The sequence below is a fragment of the Variovorax sp. P4_B11 genome, from assembly GCF_056402355.1.
Window position 1 is genome coordinate 55,603 of sequence record NZ_JBFUHO010000039.1, and the last position, 16,047, is coordinate 71,649.

A 16,047-nucleotide genomic window follows, 5' to 3' on the forward strand; every position below is an offset into this window, starting at 1 on the left:
CGTGATGCTGTCCGCCGGAGGGAACCCACCATGAGCGAGCGTCATTCGCCGGAATGCAAGGTGATCGCAGCCGTCACCACCACTGTCGCCACCGCCGAGCAGGCGGGCGCGCTCGCCACCGCCATGGTCGAGCGCCGCCTTGCCGCTTGCGCGCAGCTCACGCCGATCGACAGCGTCTATCGCTGGCAGGGCGAACTGCAGCGCGAGGCCGAAGTCCGTGTGCTGTTCAAGACCACGGTGCTGCTGACGCCCGCGCTGATGACCGCCATTGCGCAGTGCCATCCCTACGAGGTGCCGGACATCCACGCCGAGACACTGGCGGACGTGCATCGGCCCTATGCGGACTGGGTGGCGGCGAACGTGGTGAGCGCATAGGCCATGAAGCATGAAGTCATCCCACTCGGCACCGGGCCCGCCCCCGTCTCGGTGCTCGAGCTGCTGCATTTCGAGCGCCTGCTGTCCGAGCTGTCGGCCGCCTTCATCGACTTGCCGTCGCAGGATATCGATCGTGCCATCGAGAACAGCCTCGAGCGCATCGTGGCTGCCCTGCAGATCGACCGATGCACGCTCAACCGGGTCTTTCCGTTGACCGGATGGATCGAAGTCACGCATTCGTTCGCGGTCGAGGACGTCGAACCGGTGCCCAAGGCGCTGCCGGCACGCTCGCTGCACCCCTGGATCATGTCCAGGTCGCGGCGCAACCTGCCGTCGATGTTCGAGCGCCTCGACGACCTGCCACCGGAGGCGAACGTCGACAAGGAGGCCTTTCGCCGCATCGGGCTCAAGTCGCACGTCACGATGCCCATCGTCGTGGCCGGGGAGCTGCACGGCTCGCTGAGCTTCAGCTGCGTTCGCGCCGAGCGCAGTTGGCCGGACAGCCTGCTTGCACGGATGCGGCTCTTGACCCAGATCTTCGGCAGCGCGCTGGCCCGCAAGCAGACGCAGGAAGAACTGGACATCGCGATCGGCTTCGAACGGCTCGCGAGCGCCATCCTGGCCTCCCTCGTGCTGGCGAAGCCGGGCGACGAGAGCCGGGCCATCGCGCTCGGGCTGCAGCAGATCGGCGAGTTCGTGGGGGCCGATCGGGTCGCGCTCTGGGAGAAGCTGGGCGAGGAGGAAGCGCGCTTTGGCGCCACGCGCTGCTGGAATACGGACGGCTTCGCGGCCACGATCGATTCGGACACGTCGATTGCCCTGCCCTGGGTCAGCGCCCGCATTGCCGCCGGGCATGTGGTGCGCGTCACACGCGTCTCCGAACTGACGTGGTCCGCGACGCGCGACGGCGAGGCCCTGAAAGCCGCGGGCATCCGCTCGCTGCTGGTGGTTCCGATCGCCGTGTCCGGACGAAGCGCCGGCGCCCTGTCGATCTCCAGCCTCCGGCGCGAGCACGAATGGCCCGACGCATTGACACCGGGCGTCAGGCTGCTGGCCGAGGTGTTCGGCAGCCTGCACGCGCGCGAGGCGGCCGAGCGACGCAAGTTGGCCGCGGAGGTCGAGGCGGCGCACTGGCGCGAGCGCCTGGCGCATCTGGTGCGAGTGCACACCGCCGGCGAGATGTCGGTCGCGCTGGCCCACGAGATCACCCAGCCGCTCGGTGCGATCGAGAACTACGCGCTCGCCGCTCGCCGCCGTGCCGGCGAGCCGACGCCAGATCTGGCGCGGGTGCTCGACCTGCTCGACAAGGTCATCGGCCAGGCGACGCGGGCCGGCGACGTGGTCACGCGGATGCGCAGCATGGCGCAACGCCACGAGCTGGACCCTCGGCCGATCGACATCGAGCGCGCGATCGCCGAGTGCATCGGCATGGTCAAGATGGACTGCGAGCTGCGCGATATCCGCATCCGGTCGACCTCGTCCGCCGGACTGCCGGTAGTGACGGTCGACGAGATCCACCTTCAGCAAGTGGCATTGAACCTGCTGCGAAACGCAATGGAGGCGATCGAACTGCCGGGCGCCGGCAGCGCGAGGGAGATCCGCATCGCGATCGCACTCAACGCGCGCGACGAGGTGCAGGTGGAGGTCGCGGACAGCGGCGCCGGCATCGCCGAAGGCGAGCTCGAACGCATCTTCGAGTCTTTCTACTCGACCAAGTCGAGCGGACTTGGCGTCGGCCTCGCGATCTGCCGCAAGCTGATCGAGGCGCACGGCGGAACGCTGTGGGCGGCGCACAATCCCGGCGGCGGCGCCTTGTTCCGCTTCACGCTTCCCGTCACCTCATCCACAGACTGACGCCATGTCCGAACCCACCGTATTCATCATCGACGACGACGAGGCCTACCGCGATTCGGTTCAGGAACTGGTGAGCTCGGTCGGCCTGACGACCGAGACCTTCTGTTCGGCGCTGGATTTCCTCGAGGCCTTCGACCCCGCGCGCCCCGGCTGCCTGGTGCTCGACGTGCGCATGGCGCGCATGAGCGGGCTGGCGCTTCAGGAGCGCCTCAACGCCATGGGCGCGCGCATTCCCATCGTGTTCATCAGCGGTCATGGCGACATCGCCATGGCGGTCAAGGCCGTCAAGGACGGTGCGGTGGACTTCGTGCAGAAGCCCTACCGCGAGCAGCAGCTGCTCGATGCGATCGACGAAGCGCTGCGGCGCAACGCAACACCGCGGGCGCCCTCGGGCGACGCGCGACACCCGCTGGCGAAACGGGTCGAGTCCCTGAGTACGCGTGAACACGAAGTCATGAACCTGGCGCTGAAGGGGCTGCCGAGCAAGCTGATCGCCAAGGAGCTGGACATCAGCCACCGCACGGTCGAGCAGCATCGCAGCCGCCTGCTCGAGAAGCTGGGCGTCGGTTCGATCAACGAGCTGCTGCGCCTCAATTTCGACCGCCCCGCCGACTGAGGCGCGGACGCGGTCGTCGATATCGCCCGGCTGGATGCCACCGATTTTCAGGAGCGACCGGTCGGCGTGCGCCAGCTGCGCGCAGCCTTACGCCGTGCCTGTCCGGATGTCAAGTGACATCGAGGGATTACGTGGCAGCACCTAGCGCCTTGCGTGGGCGCACGGCTCCAGACTGCGTGCGCGCCACGATTTCCGCCGCGGCCGACCCCGCCTAAGGTCACAGGCAGATCTTGATCGAGCACTGCGGCGGCCCCTTCCCAGGGGCCATCCGATCGAGTAAAAGCGTTGCCTGAACGAGGAGGCCCTACATGATTCGAGCCCGATTCTTCGCCGGTCCCTGGCTGCTCGCGGCGGCGCTTGCGCTCGGCGCCGGTGCACAGGCCCAGCCTTCACCGAGCCCCGGCGCCAAGGCCCCGAGCAAGGCGGCCGCAACGCGTGGGCCCCAGCTCGAGGCCAAGGCCATCGACCTGCTGCGCGCCATGAGCGCCAGCCTGACGGCCTCGAAGTCGATGGCCTTCACGGCCGTCGCCACCTACGAGAGCCCGAGCAGCGTCGGGCCGTCGCTGGCCTATGCGACCTCCTCCGAGGTGCTTCTGCAGCGCCCCGACAGGCTGCGCGTCGTCACCTTGGGTGACGGACCGCCCGCGGAGTACTACTACGACGGCAAGACCCTCAGCGCCTTCGCGCCGGCCGAGAACCTTGTGGCCGTCGCGCCAGCCCCGCCCACCATCGACGCCATGCTCAAGCAGGCCTTCGACAATGCCGCGATCTACTTCCCCTTTGCCGACATCGTCGGCAGCGACCCCTTCAAGACGCTCACCGAGGGCCTCACCAAGGCCTTCTATATCGGCCAGTCGAAAGTCGTCGGCGGCACCACCACCGAGATGGTCGCCATTGCCAGCGACCAGATGTTCATGCAGATCTGGATCGGCGCCGACGACAAGCTGCCTCGCAAGATGCGTGCGGTGTTCCGCGGCGACCCGCTCCAGTTGCGCCACCAGGTCGAGCTCTCGAACTGGAAGCTGGACCCGGTGATCGCGGCCGAGGCCTTCGCGGCGGTCAATGCGGCCAACGCGAAGAAGATCGCCTTCGCCGCGCCGAAGCCGCCGGCGGCCGCGAAGAAGGCGGCCAAGCCCGCGGCCAAGGCGCAGTAAGGAGCACCGACGATGACCCCCCTCAAGACACTTCTTCCTGTGCTGGCAGGCTTGCTGATGACGGCCGGCTTCCACGCGCCGGCGGCCGCCTGGGCCAGCGCCAACCGCTTCGGCGGCCACTCCTCGGGCGGCTGGGGCGGCGCCGAGCACACCAACCGCTGGGGCGGAAGCACCGAGCACAGCTGGGACGGCGCCACCAGCCACACCAACATGTACGGCGGCACGACCACCGGCGTGGCCGGCTACGGCGCCGTCCACACGACGGCAGGCGGCTACAGCACCTACCATCCGCCGGCCTACGGCGCCGCGGGCTACGCGCCCTACCACGCGCCGGTGGCGGTTCCCTACTACCACGCGGGCTGCTACGACTGCGCCGGCGCGGTGGCCGCGGGCGCGGTGGTCGGGGTGGCGGCAGGCGCGGCGATTGCCAGCGCCAACCACGCGGTCTACCCCATGGGCGTCAGCTACGCCCGGGTGCCCGCGGGCGCGGTCATGGTCAACCGCTACGGCGTCGACTACTACCAGGTCGGGGACAGCTGGTTCCGGCCCTTCTACGGCGCCAACGGCGTCTACTACACCGTGGTAGGCGCACCGTGAGCGTGCACCGCCGGCATGCAAGGACTCGATGACATCCCGCTTCTTCCGAACATCGCTCGCCGGCGGCCTGGCCGCGGCGCTTGCGCTTCTCGCCAGCGGCTGCGCCGCGCCCGGCTCGGGCAACGCCGGCATCACCGCGTCCGACGACAGGGCCAAGGTCTCCAATGTCGGCTTCCTGACGGAGCCCGGCCGGCTGAAGGTCCAGGCCGCCAACGGCGGCTTCCTCTGCTGGCGGCAGCCCGGCATCCACTGGAACATCTACGACAAGGTGATGATCGAGCGCATCCAGGTCTACGTCACGCCGGCCAGCGCGCAGAGCCCGATCGACCCGACCGACCTCAAGACCCTGCTCGACTACTTCCACAGCGCGCTGGTCAAGAACCTGTCGCCCGAAGTGCAGTTGGTCAACGCCCCCGGCCCCGGCGTGCTGCGCGTCAGGCTGGCGCTGACGTCTCTGGTGCCGACCAACACGCTGGCCAGCATGGCCGGCACCGCGGTGCCCTACGGCTTCGTCGCCGAGATGGGCTCGGGTGCGGCCACGGGGCGCCCGGTCGGCTCGACGCCCTACCTGGGCAAGACCGGCCTCGAGGCCCAGTTCCGCGACGGCGCCACGGGAGCCGTGCTGGGCGAATGTGCGGACACCCAGATCGGACTCAAGTACGCGGCCGACCTCAACAAGAACGCCACCACCGCGGCAGAAGCCTGGATGAACGGCTACGTCAGCTCCTTCACCAGCTGGAGCTACGCGCAGGACGCCTTCAACAAGTGGTCGTCGGCCTTCGCCCAGCGCTTCGCCGAGCTGCGGGCCCAGTCGCCGCAATGACTGCGTCGGACCCGACGCGCCTGGCGATCCCACAAGTCGAGATGACCGGGACGTGACAGCAGTGTCGGGCTCGCTCAGCGTCGAGAAGGCGCTGCAGTTGGCAGCGCGCATCTTGGCGCGAGGCGCCAACGGCCCGACGACGCTGACGACCCGGAGAAGATTCGGGAACTTCAGCGGAGAGTTCCAGACGTTCGTTCAACATACGATTCCCGCAGCGCATGCGCGAGCTCGTAGGCAGCCGCTTGCGACGGCGTCAGCGTGAGGAGCGTTGGGTCGACTGTCTTGGCGAAGGCGATCATCGAATTCTCGACGCCCGGCGCCTCCACCATGCTGAGTTCCGCGACATAAAGCTCTCGAAAGCGCCGCTTCGCCCGGTCGGTTTCTGCGGCGGCATGGTCGCCAGGCGTCGCCAGAAGCGCCGCCGTCTTCACGGTCTCGAGGTAGATCGTCCTGCGAAGCTCAGCCAGCGGCTTCATGGCTTCAGCCTCGCGAGCCGCAGCCTCCCTGAGCCTTGTCGAGTTGAAGCTCAGGACGCTGATCACGACGCCGGCGACGACAGCCAGAACCTGAACCGTTGTCGCTACCAGTTCGAGAGTGCTCTTTGCATCTGCCATGGATGTGCCCCTCTTGCATCGGCGTGGCTGCTACGGCGCCATCCCGCACTCGATCATTTTGTTGAGTACGGGCGCGGCGATCCTGTCGATGAAGGCGACGCGGGCGTTGTCATGCTTGCGAAGCAGCGCGATGGCCGCTTTCTTGGCCATGGTGGGCGGCTCCTCCTGACGCGCCTTGAGCTGCTCGCAGCTTGCACGCTCGAACTTCTTGATCACCTCGGCCGCGGCAAGGTCCAGGACCTTGCCCTCGGCCGCGGCCAGTTCCGAGGCGTTGCCGCGCCCCGGCCAGCCACCCGCGACGACCACCATCGCCACGGCGATGACGATCGAGATCGACCTGCTTGACTTGTTCATGACCTGCTCCTCGCCTGCGCTCACGGAATCATTCCGCACACGAACATCTTGTTGAGCACCGGAGCCGCCACCTTGCTGACAAAGGCGGCCCGGGCCTGGGCGTCGTTCTGCAGGAACTCCTTGGCCTCTTTCTCCTTGTCGGTCTGCGGCGCGGCCTTCTGCGCCTTCAACTGCTCGCAGCTCGCGGCCTGGAACTTCTGGATCATCTGGCTGGCCGCGTAGTCCAGCAGCATGTTCTGCTGCGCGCTTGCGATGCCGGCGCCGACCAGGCCGCAAACGAAGATCGATACAGCGATTCGTCTCATGTCGCACGCTCCCTTCAGTCCTTGGCCTTGGCAAGCGCTTCCTGGACCTTCTTCTCATCCGCCGCCGCGAGCTGCGACGGTCCGAGGTTGAAGGTCAGCCGGTCGATCTTTCCGTTGAAGCGGAACGGCACCTTGTAGTCGAGGTCGTTCACGCCCGTTCGGGTGTCGACGCCGACGTCGAAGGTCTCGTCGGCCGGCATCAGGAACGGCACCGTCTTCGGCACCGACAGCGTGCGGGTCGCCTTGCCGTCCACCGACAGCACGCCCGTCCCGCCCTTCGCGACACCGGGACCGTCGTACTTGAAGTCGAACACGATGGTGTGCCTGCCGGCCGTGAGCGGCGGCTGGTCGCCGGCCCACCGGGCCGTCAGCAGCGTCAGCATGTTGTAGGTGAATACCGGCTGGCCCTTGAGCAGGTACAAGCCATAGCCGCCAAAACGCCCGCCCAGGGTCACGAGCATGCCGTCGCCACCGCCTTGCGGAACATCGACCTCGGCCGTGATCGTGAACGACTTGTTCAGGATGTTCGGCGCATTGCCGAGCGGAATGCCCCAGTTCTCGCCGGTGTAGGTGAACACGGTCTTGCCCGCGACCGCACTCGGCCGCGGCGCGATGGCCCTGGCGAACTGCGAGTTGTCGAGCGGCAGGACCTGGTACCTGGCCGCTTCCTGGTCGAAGATCGCCTGCATCTGCTTGAGCTTGTCGGGCATCTTCGCGGCCAGGTCGTTCGACTGCGTGAAGTCCTCGGCGAGGTTGTACAGCTCCCACTTGTACTCGCTCACGGGTGGCATCGGCGCGTTGAGCACCCAGGGCGCCACCGGCGGCGTCGTGTTTGCGTACCAGCCTTCGTGGTAGATACCGCGGTTGGAGACCAGCTCGAAGTACTGGGTCGTGCGCTTCGAGGGCGCCGTGGCGTTGGCCTTGTCGAAGGTATAGGCCATGCTCACGCCCTCGATCGGACTCTGCTTGATGCCGTTCACCGTGTCCGGCGCCTTGATGCCGGCGGCTTCGAGAATCGTGGGCACGATGTCGATGATGTGGTGGAACTGGTTGCGCACCCCGCCCACGTCCTTGATGCGGGCGGGCCACGAGATCGCCATGCCCTGGCGCGTGCCGCCGAAGTGCGACGCCACCTGCTTGGTCCACTTGAACGGCGTGTCGAAGGCCCACGACCAGGCCACCGCCATGTGCGGATAGGTGGCGGACGAACCCCAGGCGTCGTAGAAGCTGAGCTGCTCCTGGACCGGCACGTCGAGGATGCCGTTGTAGGCCGTGTACTGGTTGGGCGTGCCGAGCGTGGTGCCTTCGGGGCTGGTGCCGTTGTCGCCGCTGATGTAGATGACCAGCGTGTTGTCGAGCTTGCCCATGTCCTGGACCTGCTGGATCACGCGGCCGATCTCGTGGTCGGTGTACGCCGTGTAGGCCGCGAACACCTCGGCCTGGCGCGCGAACAGCTTTTTCTCGTCGGCCGACAGGGTCTCCCACTTCGGCAGGCTGTCGGGCCAGTCGGTCAGCTTGGCATCGGCCGGAACGACCCCCAGGCGCTTCTGGTTGGCGAAGATCTGTTCGCGCATGACGTTCCATCCCGTGTCGAACTTGCCCTTGAACTTGTCGATCCACTCCTTCGTCGGCTGGTGCGGCGAATGGCTTCCGCCGGGCACGTAGTAGACGAAGAAGGGCTGTTCGGGCGATGCGGCATCGAGGTTCTTGATATGGGTGATCGCCTCGTCCGCCAGGTCGGTGGTGAGGTTGTAGCTGCCTTCCTTGCCGACCCAGGGAAAGATCTGCGAGTGATCGCGGAACAGGTACGGTTCCCACTGGTCGGTCTCGCCGCCCATGAAGCCGTAGAAGTAGTCGAAGCCCATGCCCGAGGGCCATTGATCGAAGGGCCCGGCCGCGCTGTACTGGAACCCGGGCGTGTTGTGGTTCTTGCCGAACCAGGACGTGGCGTAGCCATTGCCCTTGAGGACCGCGCCGATGCTCGCCTTGTCCGGCGTGATGATCGAGTCGTAGCCCGGGAAGCCGGTCGAGAGCTCCGTGATGACGCCGAAGCCGGCCGAATGGTGGTTGCGTCCGGTGATCAATGCGGCCCGCGTCGGCGAGCACAGCGCGGTGGAACAGAACTGCGTGTAGCGCAGGCCGGCCTTCGCGACGCGGTCCAGGGCCGGCGTCGGCACGACGCCGCCGAAGGTGCCGCTGACCCCGTAGCCCTGGTCGTCGGTCATGATCAGCAGCACATTGGGCGCGCCCTTGGGCGGCACCACGCGAGGCGGCCACCAGGTCTTCGAGTCCTTGGCGCTTTCCTTGATCACGCCGCCGAACTTCGGTGGCTGGGGCGGGATCTGTCCGCCTTCGATCGTGGTCGTGGCGCTCGGCGAGCCCGGCACGCCGGTCACCTGCTGGGAGAGGGCCGGACCGGTGGCCACCATGGCCGCAACCAGCATCGCCACGGCGTTCGCCGCGGCGAGCGACTTGTGTGTTTCCTTCTGCATTTGACTTGTTCCTTTTTTTCCGGCCGCAATGAGACGCCCAATCTCAAGGCGGACCCGCCGCACCTGCCACCTGCCCTATCGAAGCCAGCAGCGAACTCCCTTGAAACGGCTTGACCAGATAGCCCGAGACGCCGCGGCGCTTCGCCTCCGCGCGCAGCTCCGGCGAGTCGTGCGCCGTCATCAGGATGACTGGGGGCCAGCCCCCGCGTCCCGCCAGTTCGGCCGCCAGTTCGAGGCCCGACATGGCTGGCAGCTTGTAGTCGCTGACCACGCACACCGCACCCTCGACGCCTCCGGTCGCCAGCAACGCTTCTGCCGACCCGAAGGAGACCGCTTGAAAGCCTGCGGCCTTGAGCAAGCGCCCAATCGCCTCCCGCACGCTGTCATCGTCCTCCACCACAACCACCACCCGGCCTGCGCTCAACGCCATCACGGATCTCCGTGCGACTTCTGATGGCGCCTGTGGACCGGCCCGGACCCGGCTGTGTGTCCGCCGCTGCTCAGGCTGTCATCGAGTGATCGCAAATTGGGGTCACGCGGCCATGATCCCGCGGCCGGATCGGCGCGTAAATCCGGCCGAGGGGCAAAACCGTTGCCCGAAAGACCGTCCCTATGGCGCGCTGCGGTTCAGCTTCTCGGCCAGGGCGCCGAGCTCGGCCGCCGAGTCCACGCCCAGCTTGACCATCAAGTGGGCGCGTTGCGTCTTGATCGTGCGCTCGCTGCTGCCGAGTTCGTCGGCAATCTGCTTGTTCAGCCTGCCCGCGACGATGCGATCGAAGACCTCCCGTTCGCGGCCCGAGAGCGTCGCGAACAGGGCGCGAATCCGCGCGGCCTCGGCGCCGGCCGCCCGTTGCGCCGCATCGCGAGCGAGCGCGCGCTCGAGCGCTGCCAGCAAGGCGTCGCGCTGGATCGGCTTCTCGAGGACATCCACTGCCCCGCCCTTCATGGCCTGCACGGTGGAAGGCACGTCCGCATGTCCCGTCAGGAAGACGATCGGCAACGCGACCCCGTTGTCCCGCAGCGCGCCCTGCAGGTCCAGGCCCGACGGGCCGGGCAGGCGGACATCGAGCAGCAGGCAACTCGGACGATCGGGCGGTGGACGAAGCAGGAACTCGCCCGCCGAGGCGTAGCCGCGGCCCTCCAGGCCCGCCATGTCGAGCAAGCGCAGCAGCGCGGTGCGCAGCGACTCGTCGTCATCGACAACGTGTATGAGCGGGGCGGAGTTCATGCGAGGGCGGCGCTCGGAACGCTGCTTTCGCCGTGCACGGGCAGCGAGACGTGGAACACGGTGCCATGGCCGGGATCGCTCTCCACCCGGATGCGACCTGCGTGCGCTTCGACGATGGTCCGCGCGATCGACAAGCCGAGCCCCATGCCCCGACGCTTGGTGCTGAAGAAGGAATCGAAGAGCTTCGGGACGTGTTCGGTCGCAATGCCCCGGCCTCGATCGCGCACGGTCACGGCGAGCCCGCCGGCCTCAGGCACGACCGACACGACGATCGTGCGCCGGTCCGAGGGCAGGTTGGCGACAGCGTCCATCGCATTGAGCACGAGATTGATGAGCACTTGCTGGATCTGGACCGGATCACCGAAGACCCGGCCGGGCGTCGCTGCGTTTCGCACGACCAGGGTCAGCTCTCTGCGCCGCGCTTCTGCCTGGAGGATGTCGCACGCATCGCTGACGATGTCGGCGAGCTCGAAAGCCTGGCGCTCGATCGCCTTGTTGGACAGCAGCGTGCGCAGGCGGCGAATGACATCGCTGGCGCGCAGGTCGTCGCGCCGGATGTCGCTGAGGATCATGCGCAGGTCCTCGCGCCGGTCGACATCGGCCTGGAGGATCATCTCGGCGGCCTCGGCGTTGGTCAGGATCGCCGCCAGCGGCTGGTTGATCTCGTGGGCGATCGAAGCCGTCAGTTCCCCGGCGATCGCCAGGCGCGAGGCGTGGGCCAGTTCGCCCCCGCGCTGCACCAGCGCCATCTCGGCCTTGCGGCGACGGTGGTGCTCGAGCAAGAGGGAAGCGATGAGCCCGGCCTGAAGCAGGATCACGGTACCACCGATGATGGCCACCGTCCGGTACGCCTCCCAGAACGTGGGCTGCCTGAACTGCAGCACGGCGCCGGCCGGGATGTCGCTGTCGGCGATCCCCCAGCGGCGGGTCTGGCGCAGGTCGACGTTCAACTCGTTGGGCATGGCCTTGGGCAGATCCAGCGACGCGGGCAAGGCGCCGTCGAGCAGCTTGTTGACGATCTGCCCCGCCTGCTGGCCGGCGGCCTCGAAGCTCGGGACCCGGCCACCGACCGCGCCGGTGCCGACGAAGCTGCTGAACGTTCCGTAGACCGGGGCCTTGGCCGCCTTGGCCACCATCTGGACGGATTCGCGCGGGGTGTACTTGAGGACATCACTGCCCTGGTAGAAGCCGGGGGTGAAGACGATCCAGTCGCGATCCAGACCACGCAGACGCTCGAGCAGCTTGTCGGTCGGCTGTCCAGCCAGGAATTCGATGGCCACCCGGCCTTCGAAGCGCGCGAGGGTGTCGCGCAGCAGCGCTTCCCATTCGCGGTCGCGCGGCGTCGCGCCGGTCACGACGAGCAGGTGGTGCGCCTTCGGATGCCAGTGCAGCGCCTGCTCGACCGTGCCGGCGGGGTCGTACTCGACCGGAACGCCGACGACGTCGGCGGGGAGCGTCGGGAACGGATTCGGGTACGCCTTGAACGCGGCCGTGTGGACGATCGGGACACCCGGGAAAAGTTGCGCGCGACGGCGCAGCATGAAGTCGAGCGATTGCCCTGCAACGGCCACGACGAGGTGCGGCGGCCGCCTGGCGTACTTGTCCCGCAAGTACGTCGCGACGGTGCTTTCGTAGTCTTCGCCGACGAACTCGGGATAGTCGAGAAACTCGCTGAAGATCTCCACCGGACGGTCGGCGGAATCCACGATTTCACTTTTCAATCCGCGCTCGACGTCGACGTTGGCGGGCACGAGGCGGCCATTGGAATAGAGCACCAGCACATTCGTCGCGTCGGCAGACATGGCCGTCGGGGTGATCAGCGCGCAGAGGATTGCAATGACCCACCCATGCCGCCGTCCGCCTCGAATGGCTGCGGTCGGGAATCCTCCGCAAGGATCGTCCCTTGACGGCGTATCTGTCTGAATGCCCATCGTTTCGACCACATTGCACGCGATTCGACGGATGATCCGCGCAACGCGCTTGTAAGTCCACCGTATCAATTCATTGATCAGCTTGCGCCTGCGCATGCGCTCGACGGTGTGCCGGTGCGGCGGCTCCTTCTGCCCGCTTCACCTTCGGGCAACCGCTTTGCCCTTCGCCCCCATTCTCAGATCGCCGCGATGGGACGAAGATGGCGATGAAGATGCCGCGCGGTGCGCGTTGCGCCATCGGCACAACCCAAGGAGATCGTCATGAAGCGTTACATACTTGCCGCAACAGCCGCGTTGGGCGTTTTCGGTCTTGTTCCGTCATCGTCCTGGGCGGTCACCTGCGCACAGGGCGTCTATCGCGCCGGCTGCGCCGGCCCCAACGGTGCGGCAGTGGTCAAGAAGCCGCCGCCGGCGCAGGTCACATGCGCCAAGGGCGTCTATCGCGCGGGTTGCGCCGGGCCGAACGGCGCAGCGGTTCGCAGGTACTAGCTGCCGGGCGCAAGGACGCGCCAGCCGACCGCGAGGATCACGACCTGCTTGTTCAACCACAGTGGAGAAAAACATGAAGTCAACCAAGTTCATTCTGGTGCTGTGCGCCGCGGTGGTGGCAGCGGGTTGCGTCAGCAAGCAGACCTACAACACCGAAGTGCAGAAGGCCGATACCTACGCGGCGCTCGACAAGCAGCTCTCGGGCCAGTTGAGCAGCGACCAGGCACAGATCACGCAGTTGCAGAATCAGCTCAAGGTGACCATGGTGAACGAGGTGCTCTTCCCCGAAGGCGGCTGGGCGCTCAGCCCCAAGGGTGAACAGACGCTGGGCAAGATCGCGCCGACGCTTTCAAACCTGCCCGGCCAGCAGATCATCGTCCAGGGCTTCACCGACAACGAGCCGATCGGTCCGGCACTGAAGGCGCGGTTCCCGTCCAACCTCGAACTCTCGTCGGCGCGGGCGGACAACGTCGCGCGCTTCCTCACCTCGAAGGGCGTGCCGCAGAACTCGATCTCGGCGCAAGGCTACGGCGACGCACGACCGGTGGCGAGCAACGACACGCCGCAGGGCAAGGCGAAGAACCGCCGCGTCGAGATCGTCATCACGGCGGCCAACCGGCCCTAGCAGCTGCGCGGGCACGGCGACTCTCGCGGAACACGCTGCGCGGCGCCGTGCGGATCGCCTTCACAGCGGGTGGACCTCGCTGATCCCGAGTTGCTCGAGCAAGCGCGCCACGCTGGTGCGCGCCACCGGCAGCGGCGTCGTCTCGCCGCGCAGCTTCAGGCTGACCCGGCCCTCCTCGCGCAGGATCTGCTCGGCGAAGTCGAGGTTCGCGAGGTAGCTGCGATGGATGCGGAAGAACGAGGCGCCGTCGAGCCGCTCCGCCAGGTCGCTGATGTTGAGGTTGCAGAAGCTGGAGCCCTGTGCGGTGCTGACCCAGGTGTAGTGGCCTTCCGAGCGGATGTAGGTCACGGTCTCGACGTCGACCAGCACGATCCGGTTCTGCGAGATGGTCGGGATCTTGTGCAGCTGCCGCTTGGCCGGCGCGGGCTTCTCGGCCGACAGGCTGGACGGCGTCATCGGCGGCGCGGGCTCCTCGCCGCTCACCAGTTCGGTGATGTCGTAGAAGATCAAGGTGTAGCCGGTGGTGTCGCCGCGCAGATCGGACAGCTTGGTCACCTTGATCAGCAGCACCCGCTCCGGAATGTTGATGATCATGGTCATGGGCGGCGGGTTGCTGACCGGGCACTCGGCCTGGTCGAGCAGGAACTTCACCTTGGCCACCGAGCGCTCGGGGTGGAACGACAGCACCATCTTCTCGAAGGGCTGCTTGTCCTCGACCGGCAGCAGGCGCCGGGCCAGGCTGTTCATGGCCATCACCCGGAGCTCGCGGTCCAACTGGACCACGCCCGGGTCGAAGCGTTCCAACAGATACAGCGGACTGCGCACGGGCATCGGTGTCTCCAGCGGCGTGTGATCCGCCTTGACGCGATTGGAGCATTGTTTTGGCCCGCCGCTCAGCGGTCCTTGCGCAGCAACTGGCGCAGGGTCGGCCTGGGCGCCGCCCTGGACGGCGAATCCCGCCGCGCGCGGAAAGCGGCGCGCTGGGCCTGGAGCACCTCGGCGAGCGCAGCAACACTGGCCGCGTGGTAGTGCCAGACGCCGGTCACCGCGAAGTGGCCGGCCTGGCCGGCATGCGGCTTGGGAGCGATTCGAACGTTGTCCGTGCCGATGCTCTGCAGGATCTCGGCACGGACGCTGGCCAGCGTCGCCTCGCGGCCTTCGAAGCCCTCGATGTCGCGGCTCAGCTCGATGCCGATGGCATGGATCGACGGGTAGCGCTCGGCGATGAAGCTCACCACCTCCGCGAGGACCAGTTTCGGCAGCGCCTTGGCTCGGAAATCGGCGAAATCGGTGGTGAGGAAGTTCTCGACCCGCAGCTCGTCGCCACCCGGGCTCAACGTCACGGACTGGACCCGTCCGATGAGGGAGGAACCGTCATAGACCTCGATGGGCTCACCCAGCACATAGGGGCAGCCCTGCGGGCCGGTCAGGTGCAAACTCTGGAAGGTCATGAATTGAAACGCGTGGCCCAGCGCACACTGTACTTGGCGCCGGATGGCCTGCAAGGCATGGCATTCCCGATCTGTCGCCTGCGGCACGCGGGTCCGGCGGCAGGCGAGGCACTCAGCGCGTGTGCGCCTCGGCCCAGCGGACGATGTCCGCCGCGCCCATCGCCCCGGCTTGGCGGGCCACCTCGCGCCCGCCCCTGAACAGCGCCAGCGTGGGGATGCTGCGAATGTTGAAGCGTGCGCCGAGGGCGGGAACCGCCTCGGTGTCGACCTTCGCGAGGCGCACCCGGGGTTCGAGCCGGGCCGCCGCCTGCTCGAAGCCCGGCGCCATCTGGCGGCAGGGGCCGCACCAGGGCGCCCAGAAATCGACCAGCACCGGGATCTCGTTGCGCGCCACGTGGCGGTCGAAGGCGGCTTCGTCCAGTGCCGTGGAGTGGCCGGTGAACAACGGCCGATGGCAATTCCCGCAGTCGGGCGCACTGCCGAGTTGCGCGGCCTGCACCCGGTTCGTGGTGTGGCAATGCGGGCAGACGATGTGAAGGGTGTCGGTCATGGGGTCTCCATCGGCGGGCGTTCGGGTCCACGGCAACTGGGGGCGCGATTCGGGAGATGCAAGATCCTGAAATAATGAACACTTTGTTACAGGAGTCCTATTTCGTGATCTTGAGAATCCCTTCGACCGCACTCGCCATCGCGGCAGCCCTCTGCGTGCTCGCAGGTTGCGCCGGCCCGTCCAGGAACCAGGGCCAGCCCGGCGCTGCCGCCCCGGCGCCCGAGCCGGTCGCCGCCGCCCCCGCCCCGCTCAAGCCCGAAGTGCCGAGCACCGGCAAGACCAGCTACGACCAGGTCGTGAAGCTGGTGCGCGGCGCCCGCGGCGACGAGGACAAGCTCGAGAAGGCGCTGGTCGGCAAGGACCTCAGCGCGCGCGTGTCCAAGGTCAAGGGCGCCGGCGACGACTTCGCGGTGCGGCCGGCCGACCCGGTGCGCTTCCGCTGCGACGAGGGCGAGTCCTTCGCGGGCGGCCAGGTCTTCTCGCGGATCGTCGGCGTCGACTGGTCGGCCGACACCAAGCGCGAGCTGCTGCAGCTCGATCGCTGCGGCCCCGCGGCGGCGGCCGTGGCGCCCGCACCGGCGCCGAAGCC

General features: G+C 67.5%; 18 protein-coding genes and 1 pseudogene. 9 read left to right on the forward strand and 10 right to left on the reverse strand.

The window, feature by feature from the left end:
* The first annotated feature begins 30 nt into the window (after window positions 1–30).
* The 6 genes from cutA to AC1DYD_RS27785 all read left to right on the forward strand — a co-directional run bounded on the left by cutA (window position 31) and on the right by AC1DYD_RS27785 (window position 5,419).
* Window positions 31–375 (forward strand): divalent-cation tolerance protein CutA, encoded by a 345-nt coding sequence (gene cutA / locus AC1DYD_RS27760; RefSeq protein ID WP_478175975.1) that lies wholly within the window; start codon window positions 31–33, stop codon window positions 373–375.
* A gap of 3 nt (window positions 376–378) precedes the next feature.
* Window positions 379–2,229 (forward strand): sensor histidine kinase, encoded by a 1,851-nt coding sequence (locus tag AC1DYD_RS27765; RefSeq protein WP_478175976.1) that lies wholly within the window; start codon window positions 379–381, stop codon window positions 2,227–2,229.
* Between the two features lie 4 nt (window positions 2,230–2,233).
* Window positions 2,234–2,845 (forward strand): response regulator transcription factor, encoded by a 612-nt coding sequence (locus AC1DYD_RS27770; protein WP_478175977.1) that lies wholly within the window; start codon window positions 2,234–2,236, stop codon window positions 2,843–2,845.
* A 308-nt stretch (window positions 2,846–3,153) separates the two neighbouring features.
* Window positions 3,154–3,999: a DUF2092 domain-containing protein gene (locus AC1DYD_RS27775; RefSeq protein ID WP_478175978.1), complete on the forward strand. Its 846-nt coding sequence runs from the start codon at window positions 3,154–3,156 to the stop codon at window positions 3,997–3,999.
* 12 nt (window positions 4,000–4,011) lie between these two features.
* On the forward strand, window positions 4,012–4,596 hold the full coding sequence (locus AC1DYD_RS27780) for a hypothetical protein (protein ID WP_478175979.1): 585 nt from the start codon (window positions 4,012–4,014) through the stop codon (window positions 4,594–4,596).
* Between the two features lie 28 nt (window positions 4,597–4,624).
* Window positions 4,625–5,419 carry a DUF3313 domain-containing protein gene (locus AC1DYD_RS27785; RefSeq protein WP_478175980.1) on the forward strand — a complete coding sequence of 265 codons (795 nt, stop codon included), beginning with the start codon at window positions 4,625–4,627 and terminating at the stop codon, window positions 5,417–5,419.
* A gap of 170 nt (window positions 5,420–5,589) precedes the next feature.
* Here the strand turns inward: AC1DYD_RS27785 and AC1DYD_RS27790 are convergent, their stop codons facing one another.
* The 7 genes from AC1DYD_RS27790 to AC1DYD_RS27820 all read right to left on the reverse strand — a co-directional run bounded on the left by AC1DYD_RS27790 (window position 5,590) and on the right by AC1DYD_RS27820 (window position 12,214).
* On the reverse strand, window positions 5,590–6,033 hold the full coding sequence (locus tag AC1DYD_RS27790; RefSeq protein ID WP_478175981.1) for a hypothetical protein: 444 nt from the start codon (window positions 6,031–6,033) through the stop codon (window positions 5,590–5,592).
* 30 nt (window positions 6,034–6,063) lie between these two features.
* Window positions 6,064–6,387: a hypothetical protein gene (locus tag AC1DYD_RS27795; protein ID WP_478175982.1), complete on the reverse strand. Its 324-nt coding sequence runs from the start codon at window positions 6,385–6,387 to the stop codon at window positions 6,064–6,066.
* A gap of 20 nt (window positions 6,388–6,407) precedes the next feature.
* A complete protein-coding gene (locus tag AC1DYD_RS27800; protein WP_478175983.1) occupies window positions 6,408–6,692 on the reverse strand; it encodes a hypothetical protein in 285 nt (94 codons plus the stop codon).
* A gap of 14 nt (window positions 6,693–6,706) precedes the next feature.
* On the reverse strand, window positions 6,707–9,184 hold the full coding sequence (locus AC1DYD_RS27805; RefSeq protein WP_478175984.1) for an arylsulfatase: 2,478 nt from the start codon (window positions 9,182–9,184) through the stop codon (window positions 6,707–6,709).
* 43 nt (window positions 9,185–9,227) lie between these two features.
* Window positions 9,228–9,614 carry a response regulator transcription factor gene (locus tag AC1DYD_RS27810; RefSeq protein ID WP_478175985.1) on the reverse strand — a complete coding sequence of 129 codons (387 nt, stop codon included), beginning with the start codon at window positions 9,612–9,614 and terminating at the stop codon, window positions 9,228–9,230.
* 180 nt (window positions 9,615–9,794) lie between these two features.
* Window positions 9,795–10,412 (reverse strand): response regulator transcription factor, encoded by a 618-nt coding sequence (locus AC1DYD_RS27815; protein ID WP_478175986.1) that lies wholly within the window; start codon window positions 10,410–10,412, stop codon window positions 9,795–9,797.
* Window positions 10,409–12,214 carry a sensor histidine kinase gene (locus AC1DYD_RS27820; RefSeq protein ID WP_478175987.1) on the reverse strand — a complete coding sequence of 602 codons (1,806 nt, stop codon included), beginning with the start codon at window positions 12,212–12,214 and terminating at the stop codon, window positions 10,409–10,411. The genes AC1DYD_RS27815 and AC1DYD_RS27820 overlap by 4 nt, the downstream gene beginning before the upstream one ends.
* A 390-nt stretch (window positions 12,215–12,604) precedes the next feature.
* Here AC1DYD_RS27820 and AC1DYD_RS27825 point away from each other — a divergent pair, with 390 nt between their 5' ends.
* Window positions 12,605–12,832, forward strand: a complete 228-nt coding sequence (locus AC1DYD_RS27825) for a hypothetical protein (RefSeq protein ID WP_478175988.1) — start codon at window positions 12,605–12,607, stop codon at window positions 12,830–12,832.
* A gap of 73 nt (window positions 12,833–12,905) precedes the next feature.
* Window positions 12,906–13,457, forward strand: coding sequence for an OmpA/MotB family protein (locus tag AC1DYD_RS27830; protein WP_478175989.1), 552 nt, complete (start codon window positions 12,906–12,908; stop codon window positions 13,455–13,457).
* A 60-nt stretch (window positions 13,458–13,517) separates the two neighbouring features.
* Here the strand turns inward: AC1DYD_RS27830 and AC1DYD_RS27835 are convergent, their stop codons facing one another.
* From AC1DYD_RS27835 to trxC, 3 genes are all read right to left on the reverse strand, one after another.
* On the reverse strand, window positions 13,518–14,288 hold the full coding sequence (locus AC1DYD_RS27835) for a PAS domain-containing transcriptional regulator (protein WP_478175990.1): 771 nt from the start codon (window positions 14,286–14,288) through the stop codon (window positions 13,518–13,520).
* A gap of 62 nt (window positions 14,289–14,350) precedes the next feature.
* Complete coding sequence (locus AC1DYD_RS27840) at window positions 14,351–14,908, reverse strand: hypothetical protein (RefSeq protein WP_478175991.1); 558 nt, start codon at window positions 14,906–14,908, stop codon at window positions 14,351–14,353.
* A 112-nt stretch (window positions 14,909–15,020) separates the two neighbouring features.
* Window positions 15,021–15,458 (reverse strand): thioredoxin TrxC, encoded by a 438-nt coding sequence (gene trxC / locus AC1DYD_RS27845; RefSeq protein WP_478175992.1) that lies wholly within the window; start codon window positions 15,456–15,458, stop codon window positions 15,021–15,023.
* 104 nt (window positions 15,459–15,562) lie between these two features.
* On the opposite strand from trxC, the pseudogene AC1DYD_RS27850 reads away from it, so the two are divergent.
* A pseudogene (locus tag AC1DYD_RS27850) lies at window positions 15,563–16,047 on the forward strand (hypothetical protein); the annotation flags it as partial.